Source organism: Bacteroides celer (assembly GCF_002632415.2).
GTDB lineage: Bacteria > Bacteroidota > Bacteroidia > Bacteroidales > Bacteroidaceae > Bacteroides.
In genome coordinates, this window is sequence record NZ_CP178209.1 from 3,021,551 (window position 1) to 3,046,905 (window position 25,355).

A 25,355-nucleotide genomic window follows, 5' to 3' on the forward strand; every position below is an offset into this window, starting at 1 on the left:
TCTTGAAATTTTCGCCAAAATTATATTTATTGAAGTTGTGTATGATTCAAATCTTGCTCTGCCACCCACTTTTCAATGTTTCTTGTCTCAGCACTGAAATTCACTCCTATTTTGAAAAGTCGGCGCTCGTCACTCTCAAAAGGTTTCGCGTAATGCTTCTCATTGATCTGTCGCAAAGCTTCTTCAGCTGTACCTTCCAGCTTGAATTCCATGACATAGATAAATTTATCTGTCTGCAATACAAGGTCGACACGCCCCTGACTTGTGTGATATTCAGCCTTTACATAAAAACCGACTAATTTGAATACAATAAAGAGCACATTTTGATAATGCAATTCTAAGTCACGAACCAGTTCATAAGGGGTGTCGGCAAAGAAACTTTGAAGGCGCCGGAAAAAAGAGTCATAATCTCCGGAACGAACTTCATGGACAAACTTCTGAATCTCAAAGGGTGATTCGACTGCATTTGTATTGGTATAAAAAGGCATGAGATATTTCACAAAGCCTTCCTCCACCTCACGATTCGGAAATCCCAAACGATATGTTTCAAATTCGCGATTATAACCTTTAATAGTCAGATAACCACTCTGATAAATCACAGGAATTGGATTGTCGGAGGTAGAATCAATACTGTTCAGTACGTCAGCACTGGTTTCTTCATGTGCCATCCGATAAAGATCGTAATGGTGTTTTTTCAGTAATTCAACTAAATATGTAGGTGTGCCCGTTTCAAACCAATAGTTGCCAAATACATTATATTTAAGAGTATTAAGGACGCTAAATGGATTGTACATGCCTGCAGAATTATAAGTAAAGTGATAACCATCATATCTTTCGCGCATTTCAGTATGTATTTCATCATACGTCAATCCTTGTTCATCAGCAAATTCATGCAGTTCGGTTTTAAAGTTCTCATGCAACTCCTGATCGCTTATCCCACAGATTTCGATATATTGTTGACGCATAGATATATCCTCCAGGTTATTCAGGTCACTAAACACGCTCACCTTTCCGAATTTTGTCACTCCCGTAAGCATACCGAATTTAATGCAGCCATCCTTGCTTTTTAAAGCTCCATAGAAAGCCTTCAATGTATCACGAAAACTCTTTTGGAGCTCATCATTACCGATTGCCTGCAACATAGGCTTATCATACTCGTCCACTAGAATAACAACACTCTGTCCCTCCTTCTCACAAGCACGCTGAATAACACCTTGAAAGCGAGAGGCGAATGTTTTCTCATAATCCTGTGCACCATAGAGGGCTTCCCACCCGCGTAAAGCACTTTCTAAGACTTGATCGAGCGCTTCAGGAGTCGTATATTTCTCTGCATTCAAATCTAAATGCAAAATGGGATATTTTATCCAATCCTTTTCCAGTTTCTCTATCGCCAATCCTTTGAAAAGTTCCTTCTTTCCTTGAAAATAAGCCTCTAGAGTAGATAGTAACAAACTCTTTCCAAAACGACGTGGACGACTTAGAAAATAATAACTGCCAGTTTTCACCATCTGATAAATCAAGGCAGTTTTATCTATATAGCAATAACCACCTTTACGGATTTTTTCAAAGTTCTGTATGCCGATAGGATAAATTTTATTACTCATATACTCATATTATTTAGGAGTTGACAGATACAAAGATAGGCTTTTCCGCCCAATAACACAAAGTCCGGTACGAAAGTTTTTTCGTACCGGACTTAAAGTAAACAGGTGATATCTAAATTACAATCTTAAGTAACTAATCAAAATTAAGCAGCATAATGACTAAAGTTAATATTCAGTTGTGTTCCTATCGCCGCCAAAGCCCTATTTGTGGCATAAAACAGCGATTCTGTAGTGACATAATCTTGCGGTCGGAGCCATTTCCCTTTCATAATACGCCAAAGGGTCTCCACAATGTTCAAATGAGGAGAGTATGGGGGAATGTAGAAAAGAAAAAGTCCCCGTTTTTCCCATATTGGACGCATTCGCTTTATTTTCTCATTACGGTGTACACTTGCATTGTCAAGCACAACAAATGTCTTTCTGTTGAGCTTGAAAGAGAACCTGTCGAGGAAATCCACGACTTTCTCTGCATCAACAGAATCGCAGGTGCAGAAACCTTCAAAGCGGTTATTCCTGTCAATCATACCAAAGATGTTGAGCCGTTTGGCTTTTTCGACAGGAATGTAAACGTCTTCTCCGGAAAACTGCCACCCGTAAGGGACATAGCCTTCCGTGCAGATATGAGATTCGTCACCATAGAAGAGGTCGATGGAGCCTTTTTCAAAAAGTACTTCAAGTTCTTGCAGCTTCTCGGTCTTATACGCATAGAGCTGCGGCGAGGGCTTACCCTTAGGACGTTTTCTTATACGTCTATATCTTGCGCCAATGCGGATAAAAAACGTTTGAACGTCGATTCGCTCGCTTCCTTGCCCGAAGCATTCTGCCAGGCTTCTTTGGCTGCACGCACACTCTGTCGGTCCGACTCGATGGCTTTGCGCACAGCTTCCTCGTCCGAACAGTCCATGATGGCTTTGCGACCTTGTCCCGGACGTGTATATAATCCTTGGATTCCTTGGTTTTCGAAACGTTTGACCCAACTGCCAACGGTTTGGGCGGTCATTTCCGTTTGTGCTCCCACTTGGGGCGCACTCAAGCCCTCTGCTTTGAGCAATATGGCGCGGCAACGCATACGAAAACAATGGCTTTCGCCTGTACGGAAACCGGTGGTAAGTTCCCGACGTTCGGAATCGCTCAACGTCAATTTCTTGATTTTCATTTGTCTTGCGGTTTGGTTCGAGACAAAGATAATGCAATTTCGACATATGTGAAATAATTATGAATAACTACTTACTATATTAAAATAGTACATTATTTTAATATTAATGTTGAGATGAATAATCCTTATACAAAGTATCTTCTATTTCATCAAACAGCTGTTGAGAGAAAAGACTTCCTATACTTTGCTTTTCAATAAGTGACATATTATATTCTAATTTTATGCTATATAATACTTCATCCATTACTATTCCTTTTTCCTTAAATAGTAATTGTTGATTATTAGGATTATAGAATAGAGTTATATAATATGATTTCAAAAACGCCACATATTGCATAGCACTATCAATTGTAGATTTATCGCCATATGGATTAATAAATCCAAATCCAGGTCTAAAATTAGGCATTACATGATTTGAATAATTTGCTATGTACGTCTCTTTTATTTTATCCTGCAATGTTTCAGGAGCATATTTTAGAATAGCCCAAATATAATACGCAGCAACTGCTTTTAAATCTGCATCGTCTTTACATACTGTATATAAACAAAAAAAAGAATTCTCCGCAGCTACACTTAGTAAATCCTTATCTTGCACTTTAGCCATAACTGTAAATAAAGCAAATGCTTTACCAACTTTAAATTTATCTTCTGTCTGAATTAACGCCATGCTACCTGCCCGTGCCGTTACATTATACAGATTTCCTAATATATCCATACAATTATAAATATCACAGTTCTCATAAAAATCAATTGCTTCATTAGCAATACTAGAAATTTTATCCATAACAATATTAAATTAACAATTATCCAAATATTTGAAATTTATCAGTCTATATTCCAATAGGCATCAGGGTTTCCATCAAAAATAGTATCTATGTCATCATCGCTATATCCCATCTCATCTTGGACATAAAAACCATTATAGCACTCAAAAGTATTCTGCTCGTCATCACAAAAATCAGAATCATCACATCTCTCGTAATCATAACTATTATATAAATGTTTTTTTCGCATATCTTCAAAATCTTGAATTACGAGAAAATCCGGATATATAGATATCAATTCTTGCATAGCTTCATCTGTGATAATAAAACTACAATATTGGTTATTAGAAATATTCATCATACACCAGACTATATATTCTGGATTGATATCCATTACATCACTTAATGACAAGCCTTTATATTTTCCAAAGTCAAACTCATCATCTAGGTGCTGAAAATATGCCATTCTTTTTATTTAGATAAGGGAAATAAATCTTCTGGGGGATATATAGCATACGAGATTTCTCCGGTCACTGAATTTATGAAACGGCATATGACTAAAAAACTCGGAGCTACCGCAGATATACTGTCTATTGAATAGGATATTTTTTTATACATCAATATTTCATTAGGGCTTGTTATATAATAAACCTGACTAATATCTTTGTCTACCGATACTTGAGAAGAGGATTCTCCTAATCGACTTAGATTAGGATTTCTATTATTCCTTAATCTTTTATAATTGTCATTATTGAGTAAAGAATAAACATATAATTTCTTTAATAATAATTTATGTATATCAGAACTATATCTAATTTTTCTATAAACAGGAACTATTACATATTTTTCAGCAGATTCAAATTGGTTTTTCACTATAGGGAAAGCTATACGATCTGCAGCAACTATAGCAGGAATCATGCTTAATGGGAAATAAGAATTTGAATCTGTGTCGGCATCATTGTGAGGAATAAAGCCATATATTTCATTTTTTTTTATCAATGTTGATCCAACTAGTGCACCAGACTCCAACTCCTTATTTTCATGAAATATTTCTAATAAATTTCTAGGCATCATAATATTATAGTTAATCACATACTAGCATAAGGAAACACATTATATAAGTCTATACTTTCCATATACAATGTACCATTTTGATACTCTTGTAATAATCTATTTGATAGTTTCTTATGCAAAAGAAGTCCTCTTTCTATAGCTTCCATAGCCATTAATGGTGATAATGATATTAAATACTTACCATCTTGAAGTAATTGATTTGCTTCTTGCATATCTCCTGCTTTTTTATATGCCTGCTGCGCTAATGCCTTATCAGCAACTCTCATACATAAGCAATCCAAATCAGAGAATCCATGAAGAAAAGAATTATTTATATTATACCTTAGTTCCTGAGCTTTGTTTATTAAAATAGATCGAGTGCGGAATGAATCTGGTGAGTCTAATTTACCACTCAATATTATTGATTTAGACAATAAAGTATAAGCTATTGCACTAAGCTTATTTGCAGAGATATTTAGTATTGGGGAACAATAACAAAAAGACTTGCCTAAACATTGAGCTACAGCTTCAACATAAAGATTTTCAAAATATTTAGATGTGCTTATTGAATACTCTGACTGACAACCTTTTTCTACAAATTCAATAGCGTCCTTGTTGTATCCTGTATTAATACAACAATCAATCATTGCCATATTTACAAGGGGATGAAGTGTTAAATGAGTAGTCGGTATATGCATTTTCACTAATGACGGGATAAATATACCATTATTAGCAGCATGGTAAATAGATTGTACTAGCCCTAGTAGTTCATAATCATTGATAGCTTCTTCCATATTCTTCTTTATTTATTAAAATGTGCTCTATTCATTATTCATCCACCCCAAAACAAGAAACAATCAACATCTTTTCGTCAACTGTATTAGGATTATTTATGGTTATACCATATTCTCCTTCTTCTATATTACTAATCGTAAGTAAGTATGAACTTATTCCATACTTTTTGCCGGAGAAAGGAACATGTTTAAAATGATTTTCAGATACATTACCCGTTATTTCATTCTGTTTTGCCACTGTAGCTTTTCTTGTCTTTTCGACAGAGAACTTAAATACTCGAACAATAGACATAGGATCAGTATTGTTATCTACAGCCCGAACTATTAATTGAATTTTTCCTTTAGGTAATCTTATTGGCGATTTTTTTCCTTGAACATAAATTTTCTTCTCAAACCCCATTAGTTGATCTTTCACTTTGACTTGAGCACTTACTTTCTCCAACGCAACTCCCTCTCCATCTGCCGAAACAACCATGACCTCACCTATAAAATCAGGTTCTGATAAAGACGTTTGTGCATTACAGTTTAAATAAAAACAAAAGCTAATTAGCAATAAAAAACTCAATTTCATAACTATAAGTTTTTTGCCCGACAGATTCCCGAATCGAACGATTCATTTTTAGAAAAGTATTTATTATAAAAAGAAAAAGCTCTAAGTTTGCAGTTAATAGATAAGAGGTCGGAAATTTATTTTAAAAAAGTCAAGCGAGACGAATAATTACCTCCGCATCTTATCAGGAAAATATCAGTCTTATTATCTTTGTTGTATTAAGATAAAGACTGATAGGCGGGAAGAGGACACCATAAAAGAGAAAGCACTTGAGGCTAGCCCACGTAACGGCCTCTCTCCGCCAAGCTGCAAAGCTCCGATAGAATATCAAGGTTGCGAGCCTATTTAGAGTTTAGAGTTCAAACAGCTTTTACCAGTCTTAGAAAAGTACAGCAAAAATATGAAAAAATTATTTATTGGAATTGATTTTTCAAAGGAGAAACTTGACGCGACGATAATTCTCGCATGTGGAATGAACGAAATAGGCTCCCGTGAGTATGGGTGTTTCCCAAATAACACTACGGGCTACCGCAAGTTATGTAATTGGGTTAAAACAAACGCTTGGAATACAATTGCTGAGGAATGGCTATTCTGTGGAGAAGACACAGGTTCATGTAGTATAGGACTGAGCAAATGGCTTTACGGAAAAGGCTATGACATATGGATTGAGAACGCTTACGCCATAAAACATAGCAGTGGTATCCAGCGTGTGAAAAACGATAAGGCGGACTCAGCAATCATTGCTGAATACGCATGGAGGCAACAGGACAAGGTTGTACCCTTTGAACCATTGAATGAATCCCTTGCGCAACTAAGGGAGATTTTCCTCTATAGGCATAAGCTAGTTGGGCAAAGAGTGGCAATGGAATTACGAAAAGAGGACAAATCACAATCAAACAAGTCAAAAGCAATATCCTTCATCAACCGCAAGAGCAAACACCTTATTGCGGAGATAAACAAAACAATTGCCGAATGCGATAAGGCCATTGATAGCATAATAGAGGCGGATGAGGAACTGAAAGAAAATTATGCTATTATAACCTCAATAAAAGGCGTAGCCAGGCAAAACGCAACCTGTATGTTGGTCTACACAAACAACTTCAAAAAATTCGGATATGACCCAAGAAAGATTGCATGCTATTATGGAGTTGCCCCCTTTGGTAAACAATCCGGAACGAGTGTAAATACACCTGCTCATACAAGCCATTTCGCCAATAAACTTATTAAATCATTATTAGGACAAGCAGCTCATATAGCCAAAATATATAATCCCGAAATTAGAGATTACTATCAAAGACTGATTAGTAAGGGAAAGAAGCCTCAAGTGGCTTTAAATAATGTCAAGAACAAACTCATAAGAATCATAGTGGCATTAGTCAGGAAGAAAGTACCATATGATCAAAATACATACAAATATTATGAAGAACGAGAAGTTATAGAAAGGAAAAAGAACGAGAAGTTAATTTATTGTTAAACGGAATAAGAGATTAGGATATTAGCATAGAATACGCGGGAATCTGCACCTGTTACTCGTCCCGCTTATCAAGGCCTTCGAACTGCCCGCAGTAGTCTGAACGAGCAACGCAGTAGCCCACGCCGATATGTATAAACTTAACATATCTTTTATACAAAAGGTACATTGAATAGATATAAACATATCCCGTAGACACCTACTGTTGCTTTGTTTTTGACTGCTGCTCAAAGTGTTCGAAGTTTTGATAAGCCAAAGACAAAACGTCAAGTAAACGTCTTTCTTTAATATAATAATTCCCCCACCCCATCCACCTTATGAAAAGGCATCGGCGTGGAAAACTATGCAAATATAATGAAAAAAGTATAAACTAATCTAGTTATTAATTATATTTTTGTCACATCTAAAAAACAATGATGGTTTATAAAAGTATTTATATAGGCAATTATCTTCAACACCCATTGATTATAAAACAATTTCCCATTAGGCAACGGCGAAATCGTCATTGCCTAATGGGAAATTGTTCGTCAGCCAACGGCAATTTTGCATAGAATATGCAAAATTGCAAAAAAACAGGGAAAGTTTATTGACTTTCCCTGTTTCATAAAGATTAGAATAAAAACTACGCTGCTGGATCGGGTGCTTCGCCACCAGAACCTCCACCTCCATCTGGTTTTTCACCTCCGGTTTCATCTTCATCACCAGCACTTGCACTTACTTCTCTATCTGAGAACAATTCAATACTTGCATTACCAAGCATTACTTTGAATTTGGGTCCAGGAGTAAATACAATTTTTCTTCGAATAATAGTAGCAGCATTTACATCCTCCTCTTTATCCTTGCTCGCAGCATTAATAGCAGGGCGAAATGAACCGAACTCACCAAACCTCACAGAGAAACCTTCTTCCAAGAAAGTAATCATGGTATCTTCTGCACCTTTTAGTATGACATCTACCATGGCACGATGTATACCAGTTCTCTGGTTTACTTCATTACATAGTTTTTCATAACTAATACTACCAATAAGAACATTAGCAGCAACGTACTTCTCTTGCTTGTTCTCCTTATCAAAGTTCAGCACGATTTTTTTCTTTCTATAGCGTATAGCCATAATAATAAATATTTAAATTAATAGTTATATCAAGAAGTCACTCAATTGACTTCTTGACAAAAATAGCACTATATATGTCAATTCAAAATGATAGTGCAATATTTATTTTAATTCACTATATACCAATGTGTTATAACTCATTTTAAGCGTAAATGATTACAAAAACAAGAAAATACGGCAGAATTCTAAGTTCTATCAACAACACCACTATTAGCTCCATCATTATTATCAACATCAGTACTTACATCTATCTATACAACAAGTCCTTTAATTCATATAATAGCAGAAACAGATTCACGACTAACAACAGTCCCAAATTCACCACTAATAATAACAGTGCTAAGTTTATCACTAACAACACTACTAAATCCATGACTAATAACATCGCCAATACTCCTATTTATTTCATCATCTAGTGTGATTTTGCCAATTTTCATTTATCTTTGCCTTACTAATTAATTCAAGAAAGTTATGATGCTGAATGAAAGAGACACTCGTCACGAGCATATATTGCAGGTAGCCCGCCAGATGATGACGGCTGCACGCACTGCTCCCAAGGGAAAAGGAATCGATATTATTGAAGTGGCCCTAATCACTGATGAAGAGATTAAGCAATTATCGGACACTATGATAGCTATGGTAGAAGAACACGGAATGAAATTCTTCCTTCGTGATGCCGACAACATCCTAAGTGCCGAATGTGTTGTATTAATAGGAACGCGCGAGCAGACACAGGGCTTGAATTGCGGCCATTGCGGATTTACCACCTGTGCCGGACGTACTGATGGAGTTCCCTGCGCATTGAACAGCATAGATGTAGGTATCGCAATAGGTTCCGCGTGCGCCACGGCAGCCGATTTACGCGTAGACACACGCGTCATGTTCTCCGCCGGATTGGCAGCACAACGCCTGAACTGGCTGAAAGACTGCAAGATGGTAATGGCAATCCCCGTAAGCGCATCCTCCAAGAATCCGTTCTTTGACCGGAAACCGAAGCAGGAAACCAATGTATAACAGTCACATTGATGCAGAAAACAAACAGATTTTAGATGCAGACAATAAACTGATTTTATAAATAACTAAATATATATAGTCTAATGGGAATCATGGTTGGACTCCCCAGCCCAAGCGGCTCGGAGAAAGATTTGCAGTTGAACTTCGGCAAAAATATGACTGTGCAGGTAGAAATGAGAGCACCTCATTTGCCTGCCGAATGGCACATGCAGAGCGGTATACAGTTAACATGGCCACATGCCGATACAGATTGGGCCTACATGCTGGCGGAAGTGCAAGAGTGTTTTATCAATATTGCCAGAGAAATAGCGAAGCGTGAATTATTATTGATCGTCACTCCCGAACCGGAAGAAGTGAAAAAGCAGATAGCTGCTACTGTCAATATGAATAACGTCCGCTTTCTGGAATGTGCCACCAATGACACATGGGCCCGCGACCACGGAGCCATTACAATGATAGATACCGGCACCCCTTCCCTGCTCGACTTCACCTTCAACGGCTGGGGACTGAAATTTGCTTCCGAACTGGATAATCAAATTACTAAACATGCCGTAGAAGCCGGAGCCTTGAAAGGCCAGTATATAGACCACCTCGACTTCGTACTCGAAGGAGGTTCTATCGAAAGCGACGGAATGGGTACATTGCTTACCACTTCCAAATGTCTGCTCTCTCCCCAACGAAACGGACGACTGAACCAAGTAGAGATAGAAGAATACCTAAAATCAACCTTCCACCTGCAAAAGGTGCTTTGGTTAGATCACGGTTATCTGGCCGGTGATGATACCGACAGCCACATCGACACTTTGGCACGCTTCTGTTCTACCGACACCATCGCTTACGTGAAATGCGAAAACAAAGAAGACGAACATTACGAAGCACTGCTCGCAATGGAAGAACAGCTGAAAACATTCCGCACCTTAGCAGGAGAGCCCTATCGCCTATTGGCCTTACCCATGGCAGACAAGATAGAAGAAGACGGCGAACGCCTGCCTGCAACTTACGCCAATTTCCTGATTATGAACGACGTTATTCTCTACCCGACATACAATCAGCCGGCGAATGACAAAAAAGCAGGAGAAGTATTGCAGCAAGCCTTTCCAAGCCATCAAATAATTGGAATAGACTGCCGTGCCCTGATTAAACAGCACGGTTCCCTACACTGCATCACCATGCAATATCCGCTGGGTGTTATAAAGGAGTCATAAAGGAATTACAAAGGAGATATAAAGGAATTATAAAATAATGAATGAATCAACCCACTAATTATTCATCATGAGAAAGATAAAAGTCGGAATCATCCAACAATCCAATACCGCAGATATTAAAGCCAATCTGATGAACCTCGCAAAGAGTATCGAGGCTTGTGCCGCTCACGGTGCACAACTGATTGTGCTCCAGGAGTTGCACAATTCACTTTATTTCTGCCAGACAGAAAACACTAACCTGTTTGATCTTGCCGAACCAATTCCCGGGCCTTCCACAGGCTTTTATTCCGAGTTGGCAGCAGCTAATGAAGTAGTCCTTGTCACCTCTCTTTTTGAGAAACGTGCTCCCGGACTTTATCATAACACCGCTGTCGTATTCGACCGAGACGGAAGCATTGCAGGAAAATACCGGAAAATGCATATTCCCGATGATCCGGCTTACTACGAAAAGTTCTATTTCACTCCGGGAGACATCGGTTTTGAACCGATTCAAACTTCTTTAGGAAAACTGGGCGTATTAGTATGCTGGGATCAATGGTATCCGGAAGCTGCCCGTCTGATGGCACTGAAAGGTGCAGAACTTTTAATTTATCCTACCGCCATTGGCTGGGAAAGCAGCGATACGGACGATGAAAAAGCCCGTCAACTCAATGCCTGGATTATTTCACAACGCGCTCATGCCGTTGCCAATGGACTTCCTGTTATCTCCGTCAACCGTGTAGGACACGAGCCTGATCCATCCGGACAGACAAACGGTATCTTATTCTGGGGAAACAGTTTTGTAGCGGGACCACAAGGGGAATTTCTGGCACAAGCCGGAAACGATCACCCGGAAAACATGGTAGTGGAAATAGATATGGAACGTTCGGAAAACGTTCGCCGTTGGTGGCCTTTCCTTCGTGATCGCCGGATTGACGAATATGATGGGCTAACCAAACGCTTTCTGGATTAAAGATTGCTCCACATAACTTTACTGCAAAAAGTTTATTACAGGAAATTTATTGCCTGAATTTTATCACATAAAGTTTCCTATATAAAGTTTATCTAATAAAGAAAAAAAGAAAGGCACAGAGTTCAAATCTAATTTTAGAACTCTGTGCCCTTTCAATATATTATCATAAATAACTATTTCATTGAAACGTTATTTTTTTGTTGGCTAGGAAATTAGCCCCTCCATAAATAAACAATCCCAGGAATTGGGCCAGATATTCATTCACGTCCAATCCTTCTACCAATAACACAAGAAATAAGAACTGTGCGGTGTAAGCCACGGCAAAAGCAGAACAAAAGAGCAGTATCTGTTTCCAGATACTATTCTTTTTATTTTCTACGGGGAATATCCAGTATTTGCACCAGATAAAGTTATGGATTTGAGCTATCAGATACGCTGTTATATTAGCCACCATATAGTCACCGTCGAATGACATTTCTTTCATCATTAACCATACAACCAACGCCATAATTAAGGCGTTCATTGTACCGATGACTATAAAACGGAATATACGTACAGATTCTTTCACTCGCCCTCTTTCAGATCAACGATCAAATTCAGTTCATCAAGTTGAGTCTGGTCGATTACAGACGGTGCATCCAGCATCACATCACGTCCGGAATTGTTTTTCGGGAACGCAATACAGTCGCGGATAGAATCCAAACCTGCGAACAAAGATACCCAACGGTCGAGTCCGTATGCCAAACCACCGTGAGGAGGTGCACCATACTTAAAGGCATTCATCAGGAAGCCAAACTGTGCTTCTGCCTTCTCCGGAGTGAATCCAAGAATCTCGAACATCTTCGCCTGTAATTTCGCATCGTGGATACGGATAGATCCGCCGCCAACTTCCACACCATTAATTACCATATCATAAGCATCTGCACGTACAGCTGCCGGATCAGTGTCCAACATAGGAATATCTTCCTGCTTCGGATGAGTAAACGGATGATGCATAGCCATCAGACGGCCTTCCTCCTCGCTCCATTCGAACATCGGGAAGTCAATCACCCAAAGGCAAACAAACTTATTCTTATCACGCAATCCCAGTTGAGCGCCCATTTCCAGACGAAGCTCACAAAGTTGTTTACGCGTTTTCATCACATCGTCGCCGGACAGGATCAGAATCAAGTCACCCGGTTTAGCACCAAATGCCTCTTTCATTTGCTGAAGCACTTCCTGCGTATAGAATTTATCCACGCTCGATTTCACAGTTCCGTCCGCTTCTACACGGGCATATACCATACCTTTTGCACCAATCTGCGGTTTCTTTACGAATTCCGTCAATGCATCCAGTTGTTTACGGGTATAGGTTGCAGCACCTTCGGCACAGATACCACCCACATAAGCAGCATTATCGAAAACAGAGAATCCGTGACCTTTCATAATATCCATCAATTCCACGAATTTCATGCCGAAACGCAAGTCCGGTTTGTCGCTACCATAATATTTCATGGCATCCGCCCAAGACATACGCTGGAACGGTTCAGCCAGTTCCACACCACGCAGTGTTTTGAACAAATGTTTAGCCATTCCTTCGAAAGTAGTGATAATATCTTCCTGCTCAACGAAGCTCATTTCGCAGTCAATCTGCGTAAATTCCGGCTGACGGTCGGCACGCAAGTCCTCATCGCGGAAACATTTTGCGATCTGGAAGTAACGGTCGAAACCGGAAACCATCAGCAATTGCTTCAATGTCTGCGGAGATTGCGGAAGTGCGTAGAACTGTCCCGGATTCATACGTGACGGCACCACGAAGTCACGTGCACCTTCAGGAGTAGAACCGATCAAAACAGGCGTTTCCACTTCGATGAAGCCCAGACTATCCAGATATTTGCGAACTTCAATCGTCATTCTGTGGCGCAGTTCCAGATTAGAGCGGACAGCGTTACGACGCAAATCCAGGTAACGATATTTCATGCGGATATCATCACCACCATCCGTATTATCCTCAATGGTGAACGGGGGAGTCATTGCAGTATTTAGTACGTTCAGTTCGGAAACGATAATTTCAATGTCTCCGGTAGGAATGTTTACATTCTTGCTGAAACGTTCATTAACCGTTCCTGTCACTTGAATGACGAACTCACGTCCCAATTTATTAGCACGTTCACAGAGTTCAGCATTAATTTCTTCGTTAAAGACCAACTGGGTAATTCCGTAACGGTCGCGGAGGTCAATAAAAGTCATTCCTCCCATTTTACGGCTGCGCTGTACCCATCCGGACAGCGTAACTTGCTTGTTTACATCAGAGATTCTTAGTTCTCCACATGTGTGCGTTCTGAACATATATTTTTTATTTAAACGATTATCACTCGCGTTTTTATTTTGATTGAACCAAAACTGCGCAAAAGTACGCAATAATTTGTAATTCGTAGTCAGTAATCCGTTATTTTATCAGACTTTCTTTGTCAGCTTTTTCAATATTTTCTTGTTTCTGTCTGTTATATTGTCGACGATGGCTTCATTCATCAATTTGATGCCATTCATATATTCCTGCGCTCTTTGGAGCACATTGGCAGCATCCTTTTCCGACGCTTGCGGCACCACTACGCGCAATCCCCTTTGGATCAACTCAATGTTCACATTAGCGTCCGTTTCCATGGGGTCGCCGTCAAAGTGCACTACTCCCGGAGAAGTGCGGCGGATACACAACTGCTTGCAACGGAAAGTCTTGATACGGCTATTCTGATCGATTGTCTTATTGAATAACTGGAAAGCCAATGAGGGGACATCCAATACGGTGAATGGTTCAAGAATGGTCACATCCAGCAAGCCATCCGTCAGCGTAGCTTGCGGGGCGATATAAGCATTGTTTCCATATTGCGACGCGTTTCCGCAGGCAATCAGGAAAGCCTTATACTTGGAAACTCCGTTTTCCGTTTCCAGTTCATACGTTTCCGGTTCATATTTAAGACTCTCTTGCAGGGTCTTTTCCAGATAAGTCAACAGCCCGCGTTTACCGGCATGCGCAAACTTCAGACTAACAAAAGCATCGAACCCCAATCCGCAAGTGCAGAAAAAATCCACACCATTAATCTTACCATAATCTATAACATCCATGCAACCTTCATTCAGCACTTCCAGCGCCCTTTTCGGTTCCATCGGTATATGCAAATGCCGCGCCAGTCCATTGCCCGATCCGCAAGGAATAATTCCCAGTGCGGTATCAGTATGCACCAACGAACGAGCTATTTCATTGATTGTCCCGTCCCCGCCGATAGCCACTACTATATCAGTTTTCTCTTCGGCAGCTTTGGCAGCTATTTCTACTGCATGACCGGCTCTTTCCGTATACACTACTTCCCAAGAGTATCTCGCCTTGTCTATTTTTTCGTCCAGCAAGTTAAGAATCAATTCTTTACTTTGTGTTCCCGAAATAGGGTTGACGACGAATTTTATTTTTTTCATCCTTTCGTTCATGCCATTTTTGTCAATTGTAGACGACAAAAGTAATATAAATATCTTAAATTTTAATCTATTAGAGGTTTCTAATCACATGCAAGCAACTTTTTTCTCTTAAAAAGAACAGATAAAAGCAAATTTTGTTATCTTTGCCCCCTGTTTTTAAACACTTGTTAAGATAAAAAGATGCTAGATCGTCAGCGAACGATCTGATTATGAGTATAATAAATTATAATTCATGGGATTATTACAAGAGAAGTTAGCTAAGTACGACCTGCCACAAAAGTTTATGGCACAGGGCGTTTACCCATATTTCCGTGAGATAGAAGGAAAACAGGGTACAGAGGTAGAAATGGGCGGACACGAAGTGTTGATGTTCGGTTCCAATGCATACACTGGCCTTACGGGAGATGAAAGAGTGATTGAAGCGGGTGTCAAGGCCATGCATAAATATGGTTCCGGATGCGCAGGTTCGCGCTTCTTGAATGGTACACTTGACCTGCACGTTCAATTGGAAAAAGAACTGGCTGCCTTTGTAGGCAAAGATGAAGCACTCTGCTTCTCAACCGGTTTTACGGTGAATTCCGGAGTTATTCCTGCTTTGACAGATCGCAATGATTATATCATTTGTGACGACCGCGACCATGCATCTATCGTAGATGGCCGTCGCCTCTCCTTCTCTCAACAACTGAAATATAAGCATAACGATATGGCGGATCTGGAAAAGCAACTTCAAAAGTGCAACCCGGATTCAGTGAAGCTCATCATAGTAGACGGCGTGTTCTCTATGGAAGGCGACCTGGCAAACTTGCCCGAAATCGTACGCTTGAAACATAAATACAACGCTACTATCATGGTAGACGAAGCTCATGGATTGGGGGTATTCGGAAAACAAGGACGTGGCGTTTGCGACCATTTCGGTCTGACTCACGAAGTTGACCTGATTATGGGTACTTTCAGCAAATCGCTGGCTTCTATCGGTGGATTCATTGCTGCTGATTCTTCTATCATCAACTGGTTACGTCACAACGCACGTACTTATATATTTAGTGCATCCAACACTCCGGCTGCTACCGCATCTGCTCTTGAAGCTCTCCACATCATCCAAGATGAACCGGAAAGACTTAAAGCGCTGTGGGAAGCTACCAACTATGCATTGAAGCGTTTCCGTGAAGCAGGTTTTGAAATCGGTGCAACAGAATCACCTATCATCCCTCTTTATGTACGAGACACGGAAAAAACATTCATGGTCACTAAATTGGCTTTCGACGAGGGTGTATTTATCAATCCGGTTATTCCTCCGGCATGTGCACCGCAAGACACTTTGGTACGTGTGGCATTGATGGCTACTCATACAAAAGATCAAATTGACCGCGCTGTAGAGAAGCTGGTTAAGGCATTTAAAGCACTGGATATTTTATAATCCGATTTATATAAATCATCTAAAAAAGTCTGGTACAGTAATGTATCAGACTTTTTTATTATCTTTACGCCTACAACAATATGTGTGATTATGCAAGATATAGTAAACGGACGCTGCGGTTGGTGCGGAACTGACGAACTGTATGTGAAATACCACGATCAGGAGTGGGGAAAGTTAGTGACCGACGACAAGACACAGTTTGAGTTTCTTGTGCTGGAAAGTGCTCAAGCAGGATTGAGTTGGATAACTATCCTTAAAAAGCGAGAGGGATATCGCAAAGCCTTTTGTGATTTCGACCCTGAACGAGTGGCACAAATGAACGATGAAGATATTGAACGACTGATGCAATTTGATGGCATTGTGAAAAACCGTCTGAAAATCAAAGCGACAATTACAAATGCAAGACAGTTCTTAGCCATACAAAAAGAATTCGATAGTTTTTACGACTATACACTGTCGTTCTTTCCCGATAGAAAAACGATCATCAATACCTTTCAGTCATTGAGTGAGATTCCGGTATCATCTCCCGAATCTGATGCCATGAGCAAGGATATGAAGAAACGAGGATTTAAATTCTTTGGAGCTACGATTTGTTATGCTCACTTGCAGGCAGCAGGGTTTATTAACGACCATCTGGCAGACTGTATTTGCCGGTAGGAGAAAGTTTCCTTAGCGTTAACATCAATCGTCTTATCTTCTTTGAATGTCGGACTGGTAAGTTCTACACCCCAGGGAGTAGCAGCTGCACGAGTGGTAACTTTTACAATAGCTACTTCCATTCCTTTACTGCTGGTCAGCTCGGCCTTGATAGCGGCATAATCACCCTTTTTCACGTTAAGCGCTAGTGTGAGTTCATATTTTTCGCTGTTCACTTTAAACTCGTTGAACTTATCAAGACAGCGATTTCTTCCATAAACGAAATCAAATCTTCTTTCTTCATCAGCTTTTTTAATAATTATTGTTTACTGATTTAACAGCCGAATTTATTCGACAAAACAAAACTAAAAATAGATTTTGACACACCTAATTTACGTCCTTAAAAATCAATTTATTTTACAGTTATAAATCAATTCCTTTTCATACTTTTGCGGGAAATTAAGCCGACAGTACAGGTTTGATATACAATTTAATTTTTTATAATGAAAGAAGACAAAACAGGCACGGAAACCTACATCATCAATGGCTTCAAACCGTTCTCGCAATTTGCGACGGAATATTTTCCGTGTCCTTCGCAATGCGTTCAGGAAAAAGACGCTTTTTTATCCCCTAAATGAAGGCTCCAAACCTGTGCGGAAGAGGCTCCGTTTGATACATTCAGAGGCTTCGTTTCAAACAAACGGAACCTCTGTTTTTTACCTCACCCCTCCTATCCAATTCTCTACTACCCAAACATCCGGTTCGGGCATCGGATTGAGCCTGTGCAAACAAATCATAACTTTGCATGACGGAAGTATCAATATAAAATCGGAATCAGGGAAAGAAAGTTATTTTATTCTTACTTTCCCTAAATGAGAATCACTGAAAGCCTCCTGAACCTTTGAGACTGATGTAATAATCAGGGTAACAGCAGAGGAATTATCCTCTGCTACCCAGGCTATTCGCATCGGGATTCAGCTCCTTTACAGCCTCTTTGACTGCTTTGTTACTCGGCTTGCGGTATGCTTCCCCCTGTTGTACGGGGACAATCTCATTCACCATTCTTTCATATCCTTTTTGCTCTAACAAGTGCACTTCTTTTTCACTTGCTTCGTTTTGTTTTTTTGTTTTCATAAGACTTTTCATTTTAAATTTCTTATTTAGAGAACAGAAAACAGCGAAAGATGGTTCATACCCGCAGATTATTTATGTATATCTTTTCCGTCATATACAAACTAAATCTTATATTTGTGCTTTCATTCCACTTATCCTCTTAATAAATTATGAAAGAAAACAAATACGATAATAATCGCTTCTTTAGTCAATATTCGCAAATGTCCCGTTCGGTGGAAGGTTTGAAAGGTGCTGGAGAATGGCACGTATTACAGAAAATGCTCCCCAATTTTGCAGGAAAAAGGGTGTTGGATTTAGGCTGTGGATTCGGATGGCATTGCATTTATGCAATAGAACATGGAGCGACACACGTTACCGGAATTGATATTTCTGAAAAAATGCTCGAAGAAGCCCGGAAAAGAAACCCGTCTCCACTCATTGAATATCAATGTATGGCTATTGAGGACTTTGATTTTCAGCCGGATTCTTATGATATAGTTATCAGCTCATTAGCTTTCCATTACCTCGAATCTTTTATAGATATATGCCGGAAAATTAATCATTGCTTAACTCCGGGAGGGGCTTTTGTCTTTTCTGTCGAGCATCCTATATTTACAGCTTACGGCAATCAGGATTGGCATTACGACCAGGAGGGGAATCCTATCCATTGGCCGGTAGATCGTTATTTTACAGAAGGTAAACGCACGGCAGTCTTTCAGGGCGAAGAAGTGGTCAAATACCACAAAACATTGACTACCTATATAAACAGCCTCCTTCAAACCGGATTTGAGATATGCGAACTGATAGAGCCACAACCCGACGAAAAGTTGTTGGATACTATTCCGGGAATGAAAGATGAACTACGACGCCCCATGATGCTTCTGATCTCTGCCAAGAAAAAAAGTGAAGCCGCAAAACAATGAGATTCAAGGTATTGAAAAATAATAAATAAAAAACATTCGCTTAGCTATTGTTAATTAAAAAATACTCCCTATCTTTGCACCGCTTTTGGAAATAATAACCCCAAAGTTTTCGGGGTGTAGCGCAGTCCGGTTAGCGCACCTGCTTTGGGAGCAGGGGGTCGTGGGTTCGAATCCCGCTACCCCGACTACAAAAAGAGGGTTATTAAGTTCAAAGTTTTTCGGGGTGTAGCGCAGTCCGGTTAGCGCACCTGCTTTGGGAGCAGGGGGTCGTGGGTTCGAATCCCGCTACCCCGACGAAGAAAATCAAGTCAAGATTCACAAAATAAAGCCAGTACAATTAGTATTGGCTTTTTATTATATATAGGATAAGTGCAATTATCCCCGTTTGGGGATAAATAAAAAGGGCAATTCTTTGAAATATCTTTGAACAGATTCCTAGCATTATCTTCATTTTCTTATTTAATTTAGAGTAAAAATCTATTTTGTTAACTTTATTCCCCTTTTATTTTGGCGTTATCAATGTTTTGCGTTAACTTTATAGCGGAAATACAAACATTGTTTATAGAGAAAACGATAACAAACAAAATACTTAAACACATGAAGAAAACTCTGCTGATACTCGTTATTATTTTCATTTCATTATATTCGCATTCACAAAGTCCCTTTCTGAATTTTAGAATTCCAGAAAAATCAAATAAGCGTATCATTGGATATTCTTCAAGTAATAAAATAGATGTTTTTTTTGAATATAAAATATCAACCTTGTAATACTCTAATACAGTATTACAAACAGGATTCCAATAAATTGATTGTATAACAAAAGTAACGATATGATGAAAAAGTTTTTTTATTTGAGTGCGATACTAGCCATCGTTTTGGTTTCATGTAATTCAGAAAAGGAGTATATAGCAAAGCTCTCTAATACCGCTTCCATGATTGAGAAAGAAGCTGATTTAAGTGAAGCAATAGCTCTTCATTATTGTGATACTTGGAGAAAAGTGATTTATGATCATGAATACAATGGAGAATATTGTACTGATTTCAATGAAGCCTTAGCGAAGCATCAGGAGTTTATAATCACAACAGACACCTATAAGAGACTCAAACAAAAGAAAGATTCAATTGAGACTATAATGCCACAACTAAATGATTATCCTTCAAACTGTAAAGATGCTTATAATGAGTTAGTATCAATATATGCAGATGCAGATGAATTATTCAGATTTGCAGATGAGCCTAGGGGCTCTTTATCTACATACTCAACAAAAACGACAGACCTTTATCAAAAGATAGAAAAGTCACTGAAAGAATTTAAAATAAAGCATATACAAAACAAATAATTTAAGAGAGTAGTTTAGTTATTGCAGCAGCTTATTGAATTTAAGACTATCAAAAGACAAAATAATAATTTCACTTCGAGAGCAACTTCAGAAAGTACTGCTAAAAAATAGTGTTCAAAAGCTAGAAATTACTCTCTTGAATTATGAGTTAGAAAGGAACAAAACAAAGATCTCAAAATAGCGTATTTGAACCAGCTTTGAAAGAGTGACGGTATATGCTCGCGATAGTGACGGTATCGCTGTCATATACCGTCACTATCTTTACCGGATAGCGTCACCCTTTTACATATTCAAATAATAATCCCGGGTTAGCGTCATATATTCCTCACTATATTGATGACGAGCCAGTTCAGTCAATAGTTCTTCTACAATACACTCTTGATTGGAAAAAGAAAAAGTAATCAAAACACGTTTCGGAATACCGCCGGGCTTAGTGATTACATTCAGTTGACGGACTGCATATAGCTTTCTCATATAAGCTATCTTTTTTACCCGTTCAGCTACATCTGCCGGAATCACCATTGTGAAAAATCCGTCTTCTGCCAATAATCCGCTTACTCCTTCCAACAAATCTTCATAAGTCAAAGAATCATTGTGACGAGCCGCGGCTCTCTGACGATCCGGACATTCCAGCGAATCGACAAAATAAGGAGGATTAGAAACAATTACGTCGAATTTATCCGAAGACCTGTATTTCTTAAAATCAGCCTGCACCACTTCTACCCGCTCCTTCCAAGGCGAACGAATGATATTTTCCCTGGCTTGCCCAACAGCCGCTTCGTCTATTTCCAACGCTACAATATTTGCATCCGGCAAACTGCGTTGCGCCAACATTAAAGCCACCAACCCAGTTCCCGTCCCAATGTCCAGAATCCGGTGCGCACTCTCAACGAGAGTCCAAGCCCCCAGAAGTACTCCATCCGTACCGACTTTCATGGCACATTTATCATGCCATACCGTAAATTGCTTAAATTTAAAATAAGGATTCGACATTTTATCCGTTTATCTTAAAGCCGTTTTATACTATTATTTTATTGCAAATCGCCAAAAATAAATAATAATTATGGAATACTCCCTTTATAAGCCGATATTTTGGCATTGTTTTTGTGTTTTTATTCTGCGCAGTGCTTTATTATTAGAGAGAATCAATTAACTTTGCAAACGATTTATGCATATCAGTATGACATAAACTAAATTAAAACGAAAAGATGAAAGAAAGATATTTATTGGAAGATGGAGGCGATAACAGCTTCTCGCTAATCACAGACTATGATGGGAACGATGAACAAGCATTTGATGTAAATGTGAAATCTGGTGAAATTCTTCCAGTACTCCCCTTACGTAATATGGTGTTGTTTCCTGGAGTATTCCTGCCGATCACGGTAGGCCGCAAGTCTTCTCTGAAACTCGTACGAGATGCCGACAAGAAACATAAAGATATTGCAGTAGTATGCCAGAGATCGGCACATACAGAAGATCCGAAACTGGAGGATTTACACAATATCGGTACCGTAGGACGAATTGTGCGGATATTGGAAATGCCCGATCAGACAACAACTGTCATTCTTCAGGGAATGAAACGTTTAAGTCTGACAAACATCATCGAAACTCATCCGTACCTGAAAGGTGAAATAGAACTTTTGGAGGAAGATGTCCCTGGCAAAGATGATAAAGAGTTTCAAGCCTTGGTGGAAACTTGCAAGGACTTGACAATGAGATACATCAAATCGTCAGATGTGATGCATCAGGATTCGTCGTTTGCTATTAAAAACATCAACAACCCAATGTTCCTGGTCAATTTCATCTGCTCAAACCTGCCGTTCAAGAAAGATGAGAAGATGGACTTGTTGAGCATCAACTCATTGCGTGAACGCACTTATCACTTACTGGAAATTCTGAACCGTGAAGTGCAGTTGGCAGAAATCAAGGCATCCATCCAAATGCGTGCCCGTGAAGATATCGACCAGCAACAACGCGAATACTTCCTGCAACAGCAGATCAAGACTATTCAGGATGAACTGGGTGGCGGCGGCCAAGAGCAGGAAATAGAGGAAATGCGCCAGAAGGCAGAAAAAATGCGCTGGAATTTAGAAGTCAGAGACACGTTCATGAAAGAACTTGCCAAACTGGAGCGTACTCACCCGCAATCTCCGGATTACAGCGTACAGCTCAACTATCTGCAAACGATGCTCAATCTCCCATGGGGTACTTATACAACTGACAATCTGAACCTTAAAAACGCAGAAAAGACGTTGAACAAAGACCATTACGGACTGGAGAAAGTAAAAGAACGTATTTTGGAACACTTAGCCGTATTGAAGCTGAAAGGTGATATGAAATCACCGATTATCTGCTTGTATGGCCCTCCGGGAGTGGGTAAAACATCTCTTGGAAGATCCATCGCATCTGCGCTCAAACGGAAATATGTACGTATGTCTTTAGGTGGTGTGCATGACGAAGCGGAGATTCGCGGTCATCGTAAGACTTATATCGGTGCTATGCCCGGACGAATCATCAAGAGCTTGATAAAAGCCGGTGCTTCCAATCCTGTTTTCATCTTAGATGAAATAGACAAGGTCAGTGCCGACCGTCAGGGGGACCCTTCTTCTGCATTGCTGGAAGTGCTCGACCCGGAACAGAATACTTCTTTCCATGATAACTTCCTAGATGTAGACTACGATCTCTCCAAGGTATTGTTTATTGCAACAGCCAACAACCTGAACACAATCCCCGGTCCGTTGCTGGACCGTATGGAATTGATTGAAGTAAGCGGATATATCACGGAAGAGAAAGTCGAGATTGCCCGCAAGCATCTGCTACCCAAAGAATTGGAAGCCAACGGACTCAAAAAAACGGATATCAAGCTTCCTAAAGATACGCTGGAAGCTATAATCGAGTCATATACCCGTGAAAGCGGCGTTCGCGAACTGGAAAAGAAGATCGGTAAGATTCTTCGCAAATCGGCTCGCCAATATGCTACGGACGGTTATTTCGCTAAGACGGAAATCAAACCGACAGATTTGTATGATTTCCTCGGAGCACCCGAATATACACGCGACAAGTATCAGGGAAATGATTACGCAGGTGTAGTCACCGGATTGGCATGGACAGCTGTCGGAGGCGAAATCTTATTTGTAGAAACCAGTTTGAGCCGCGGCAAGGGCGGACGTCTTACATTGACCGGTAACTTGGGAGATGTGATGAAAGAATCTGCCATGCTGGCACTTGAATATATCAAGGCGCATGCTTCTGTCCTTAGTCTGGACGAAGAGATCTTTGACAACTGGAATATCCATATCCACGTTCCTGAAGGGGCTATTCCGAAAGACGGTCCATCAGCAGGTATCACGATGGCCACTTCACTGGCTTCTGCCCTGACTCAAAGAAAAGTGAAAGCCAACATTGCCATGACGGGAGAAATCACTCTTCGCGGCAAAGTGCTTCCTGTGGGTGGCATCAAGGAGAAGATATTGGCAGCCAAACGTGCCGGAATCAAGGAAATCATCATGAGTGCCGAGAACAAAAAGAACATAGATGAAATTCAGGATATTTATTTGAAAGGACTGACTTTCCACTATGTAAACGATATAAAAGAGGTATTCGCTATTGCATTGGCCAACGAAAAAGTAACGGATCCTATTGATTTATCTGTTAAGAAACCCAGCCAGGAATGACATTTGAGTTACAATATACAGACACTAAAAGTAATGCCCGTGCCGGTCTGATAACAACAGACCACGGGCAGATACAAACACCTATCTTCATGCCGGTGGGCACACTGGGCACTGTGAAGGGAGTACATCTGACCGAATTAAAAGAAGACATTCAGGCACAGATTATTCTGGGTAATACCTATCACCTCTATTTGCGTCCGGGATTGGACGTGATCGAGAAAGCAGGCGGACTGCACCGCTTTAACGGTTTCGACCGCCCCATGCTGACTGACAGCGGTGGTTTTCAGGTATTCTCATTAGCCGGAATCAGAAAGCTGCGTGAAGAAGGAGCTGAATTTCGTTCGCATATCGACGGAAGCAAGCACATCTTCACTCCGGAGAAGGTGATGGACATTGAACGGACTATCGGTGCGGATATTATGATGGCTTTTGACGAATGTCCTCCGGGCGACTCGGATTACGAGTATGCCAAAAAGTCATTAGGATTAACCCACAGGTGGCTCGACCGTTGTATACAACGTTTTAATGAGACAGAACCTAAATACGGTTACAACCAGTCTCTCTTCCCCATCGTCCAAGGATGCGTTTATCCTGACCTGCGCAAGCAATCTGCAGAGTTTGTAGCGTCCAAAGGTGCTGACGGGAATGCTATCGGCGGTTTGGCGGTAGGTGAACCGGTAGACAAGATGTATGAAATGATCGAGATTGTCAATGAAATACTTCCCAAAGACAAACCCCGTTACCTGATGGGGGTCGGAACTCCTGTCAACATTCTTGAAGGAATAGAACGCGGCGTGGATATGTTCGACTGCGTTATGCCTACAAGAAACGGACGAAATGGCATGTTGTTCACCAAAGATGGCATTATCAATATGCGGAACAAAAAATGGGAAACAGACTTCTCTCCTATTGAAGCCGACGGAGCCTCTTGCGTGGATACATTGTACAGCAAGGCTTATTTGCGCCATCTTTTCCATGCACAAGAGCTACTGGCTATGCAAATCGCTTCCATACACAATCTGGCATTCTATCTGTGGCTGGCAGGGGAAGCAAGAAAGCACATTATTGCCGGAGATTTCTCGACCTGGAAGCCGATGATGGTTAAAAGAGTATCAACTAGATTATAAG

At 40.1% G+C, this 25,355-nt stretch carries 26 protein-coding genes, 2 tRNA genes and 1 pseudogene; 14 read left to right on the top strand and 15 right to left on the bottom strand.

The genetic code is table 11. The features are described 5' to 3' along the window. Window positions 1–26 precede the first annotated feature (26 nt). The 8 genes from CJF29_RS12060 to CJF29_RS12095 form a co-directional block, all read right to left on the bottom strand. Entirely contained in the window at window positions 27–1,604 is a 1,578-nt protein-coding gene (locus CJF29_RS12060) for an ATP-binding protein (RefSeq protein WP_099146798.1), read from the bottom strand. Between the two features lie 143 nt (window positions 1,605–1,747). Then, on the bottom strand, window positions 1,748–2,431 hold the full coding sequence (locus tag CJF29_RS12065) for an IS630 family transposase (RefSeq protein WP_141561047.1): 684 nt from the start codon (window positions 2,429–2,431) through the stop codon (window positions 1,748–1,750). Then, window positions 2,347–2,760 carry a helix-turn-helix domain-containing protein gene (locus CJF29_RS12070; protein ID WP_099147678.1) on the bottom strand — a complete coding sequence of 138 codons (414 nt, stop codon included), beginning with the start codon at window positions 2,758–2,760 and terminating at the stop codon, window positions 2,347–2,349. Before CJF29_RS12070 ends, CJF29_RS12065 begins: the two co-directional genes overlap by 85 nt. A 103-nt stretch (window positions 2,761–2,863) precedes the next feature. Continuing rightward, the gene (locus CJF29_RS12075) at window positions 2,864–3,544 is read right to left on the bottom strand and encodes a hypothetical protein (protein ID WP_099147653.1); all 681 of its coding nucleotides are present in this window, start codon (window positions 3,542–3,544) and stop codon (window positions 2,864–2,866) included. A gap of 41 nt (window positions 3,545–3,585) precedes the next feature. Continuing rightward, window positions 3,586–3,990, bottom strand: coding sequence for a hypothetical protein (locus CJF29_RS12080; protein WP_099147652.1), 405 nt, complete (start codon window positions 3,988–3,990; stop codon window positions 3,586–3,588). 5 nt (window positions 3,991–3,995) lie between these two features. Further along, on the bottom strand, window positions 3,996–4,598 hold the full coding sequence (locus CJF29_RS12085) for a hypothetical protein (RefSeq protein ID WP_099147651.1): 603 nt from the start codon (window positions 4,596–4,598) through the stop codon (window positions 3,996–3,998). Window positions 4,599–4,612: 14 nt separating this feature from the next. Beyond that, complete coding sequence (locus CJF29_RS12090) at window positions 4,613–5,371, bottom strand: hypothetical protein (protein ID WP_099147650.1); 759 nt, start codon at window positions 5,369–5,371, stop codon at window positions 4,613–4,615. A 34-nt stretch (window positions 5,372–5,405) separates the two neighbouring features. Next, window positions 5,406–5,942, bottom strand: coding sequence for a hypothetical protein (locus tag CJF29_RS12095; RefSeq protein WP_099147649.1), 537 nt, complete (start codon window positions 5,940–5,942; stop codon window positions 5,406–5,408). Window positions 5,943–6,321: 379 nt separating this feature from the next. Here CJF29_RS12095 and CJF29_RS12100 point away from each other — a divergent pair, with 379 nt between their 5' ends. After that, window positions 6,322–7,395 carry an IS110 family transposase gene (locus CJF29_RS12100; protein ID WP_008645115.1) on the top strand — a complete coding sequence of 358 codons (1,074 nt, stop codon included), beginning with the start codon at window positions 6,322–6,324 and terminating at the stop codon, window positions 7,393–7,395. Between the two features lie 619 nt (window positions 7,396–8,014). On the opposite strand, the gene CJF29_RS12105 is transcribed toward CJF29_RS12100, so the two are convergent. Further along, window positions 8,015–8,503 (bottom strand): HU family DNA-binding protein, encoded by a 489-nt coding sequence (locus tag CJF29_RS12105; RefSeq protein ID WP_099147043.1) that lies wholly within the window; start codon window positions 8,501–8,503, stop codon window positions 8,015–8,017. A gap of 152 nt (window positions 8,504–8,655) precedes the next feature. On the opposite strand from CJF29_RS12105, the gene CJF29_RS12110 reads away from it, so the two are divergent. From CJF29_RS12110 to CJF29_RS12125, 4 genes are all read left to right on the top strand, one after another. Then, window positions 8,656–8,919 carry a hypothetical protein gene (locus CJF29_RS12110; RefSeq protein ID WP_141561026.1) on the top strand — a complete coding sequence of 88 codons (264 nt, stop codon included), beginning with the start codon at window positions 8,656–8,658 and terminating at the stop codon, window positions 8,917–8,919. Between the two features lie 55 nt (window positions 8,920–8,974). Continuing rightward, window positions 8,975–9,517: a ferredoxin domain-containing protein gene (locus CJF29_RS12115; protein ID WP_099147042.1), complete on the top strand. Its 543-nt coding sequence runs from the start codon at window positions 8,975–8,977 to the stop codon at window positions 9,515–9,517. Window positions 9,518–9,600: 83 nt separating this feature from the next. After that, entirely contained in the window at window positions 9,601–10,722 is a 1,122-nt protein-coding gene (locus CJF29_RS12120; protein WP_099147041.1) for an agmatine deiminase family protein, read from the top strand. Window positions 10,723–10,789: 67 nt separating this feature from the next. Continuing rightward, window positions 10,790–11,674: a carbon-nitrogen hydrolase gene (locus tag CJF29_RS12125; protein ID WP_099147040.1), complete on the top strand. Its 885-nt coding sequence runs from the start codon at window positions 10,790–10,792 to the stop codon at window positions 11,672–11,674. A 178-nt stretch (window positions 11,675–11,852) separates the two neighbouring features. Here the strand turns inward: CJF29_RS12125 and CJF29_RS12130 are convergent, their stop codons facing one another. From CJF29_RS12130 to CJF29_RS12140, 3 genes are all read right to left on the bottom strand, one after another. Beyond that, window positions 11,853–12,242, bottom strand: a complete 390-nt coding sequence (locus CJF29_RS12130; RefSeq protein ID WP_004295929.1) for a GtrA family protein — start codon at window positions 12,240–12,242, stop codon at window positions 11,853–11,855. After that, window positions 12,239–14,002 (bottom strand): aspartate--tRNA ligase, encoded by a 1,764-nt coding sequence (aspS, locus tag CJF29_RS12135; protein WP_099147039.1) that lies wholly within the window; start codon window positions 14,000–14,002, stop codon window positions 12,239–12,241. The genes CJF29_RS12130 and aspS overlap by 4 nt, the downstream gene beginning before the upstream one ends. 108 nt (window positions 14,003–14,110) lie before the next feature. Continuing rightward, window positions 14,111–15,136 carry a diacylglycerol/lipid kinase family protein gene (locus CJF29_RS12140; RefSeq protein WP_167511853.1) on the bottom strand — a complete coding sequence of 342 codons (1,026 nt, stop codon included), beginning with the start codon at window positions 15,134–15,136 and terminating at the stop codon, window positions 14,111–14,113. Between the two features lie 220 nt (window positions 15,137–15,356). Here CJF29_RS12140 and spt point away from each other — a divergent pair, with 220 nt between their 5' ends. Together spt and CJF29_RS12150 are read left to right on the top strand one after the other, a co-directional pair. Next, window positions 15,357–16,541, top strand: a complete 1,185-nt coding sequence (spt, locus tag CJF29_RS12145; protein WP_099147037.1) for a serine palmitoyltransferase — start codon at window positions 15,357–15,359, stop codon at window positions 16,539–16,541. Between the two features lie 90 nt (window positions 16,542–16,631). Further along, window positions 16,632–17,198 (top strand): DNA-3-methyladenine glycosylase I, encoded by a 567-nt coding sequence (locus CJF29_RS12150; protein ID WP_099147036.1) that lies wholly within the window; start codon window positions 16,632–16,634, stop codon window positions 17,196–17,198. Here CJF29_RS12150 and CJF29_RS12155 read toward each other — a convergent pair. Beyond that, entirely contained in the window at window positions 17,141–17,413 is a 273-nt protein-coding gene (locus CJF29_RS12155; protein ID WP_176553158.1) for a hypothetical protein, read from the bottom strand. The two genes, CJF29_RS12150 and CJF29_RS12155, sit on opposite strands and share 58 nt — an antisense overlap. Before the next feature lie 496 nt (window positions 17,414–17,909). On the opposite strand from CJF29_RS12155, the pseudogene CJF29_RS12160 reads away from it, so the two are divergent. Next, window positions 17,910–18,053 (top strand): annotated as a pseudogene (locus CJF29_RS12160) (ATP-binding protein); the annotation flags it as partial. A 63-nt stretch (window positions 18,054–18,116) separates the two neighbouring features. Here CJF29_RS12160 and CJF29_RS12165 read toward each other — a convergent pair. After that, the gene (locus CJF29_RS12165; protein WP_074558541.1) at window positions 18,117–18,311 is read right to left on the bottom strand and encodes a hypothetical protein; all 195 of its coding nucleotides are present in this window, start codon (window positions 18,309–18,311) and stop codon (window positions 18,117–18,119) included. A gap of 149 nt (window positions 18,312–18,460) precedes the next feature. On the opposite strand from CJF29_RS12165, the gene CJF29_RS12170 reads away from it, so the two are divergent. From CJF29_RS12170 to CJF29_RS12185, 4 genes are all read left to right on the top strand, one after another. Then, window positions 18,461–19,213 carry a class I SAM-dependent methyltransferase gene (locus CJF29_RS12170; protein WP_099147035.1) on the top strand — a complete coding sequence of 251 codons (753 nt, stop codon included), beginning with the start codon at window positions 18,461–18,463 and terminating at the stop codon, window positions 19,211–19,213. A 110-nt stretch (window positions 19,214–19,323) separates the two neighbouring features. Further along, window positions 19,324–19,398 (top strand) — tRNA-Pro (locus tag CJF29_RS12175). Window positions 19,399–19,432: 34 nt separating this feature from the next. Next, window positions 19,433–19,507 (top strand) — tRNA-Pro (locus tag CJF29_RS12180). A 536-nt stretch (window positions 19,508–20,043) separates the two neighbouring features. Next, window positions 20,044–20,553, top strand: coding sequence for a hypothetical protein (locus tag CJF29_RS12185; protein ID WP_255299391.1), 510 nt, complete (start codon window positions 20,044–20,046; stop codon window positions 20,551–20,553). A gap of 282 nt (window positions 20,554–20,835) precedes the next feature. Here CJF29_RS12185 and CJF29_RS12190 read toward each other — a convergent pair whose 3' ends face one another. Beyond that, window positions 20,836–21,546 (bottom strand): tRNA1(Val) (adenine(37)-N6)-methyltransferase, encoded by a 711-nt coding sequence (locus CJF29_RS12190; RefSeq protein ID WP_099147034.1) that lies wholly within the window; start codon window positions 21,544–21,546, stop codon window positions 20,836–20,838. A gap of 215 nt (window positions 21,547–21,761) precedes the next feature. On the opposite strand from CJF29_RS12190, the gene lon reads away from it, so the two are divergent. Then, entirely contained in the window at window positions 21,762–24,227 is a 2,466-nt protein-coding gene (gene lon, locus CJF29_RS12195) for an endopeptidase La (protein ID WP_099147033.1), read from the top strand. Continuing rightward, window positions 24,224–25,354: a tRNA guanosine(34) transglycosylase Tgt gene (gene tgt, locus CJF29_RS12200; RefSeq protein WP_004295910.1), complete on the top strand. Its 1,131-nt coding sequence runs from the start codon at window positions 24,224–24,226 to the stop codon at window positions 25,352–25,354. The genes lon and tgt overlap by 4 nt, the downstream gene beginning before the upstream one ends. The last annotated feature ends 1 nt before the right edge of the window (window position 25,355 follow it).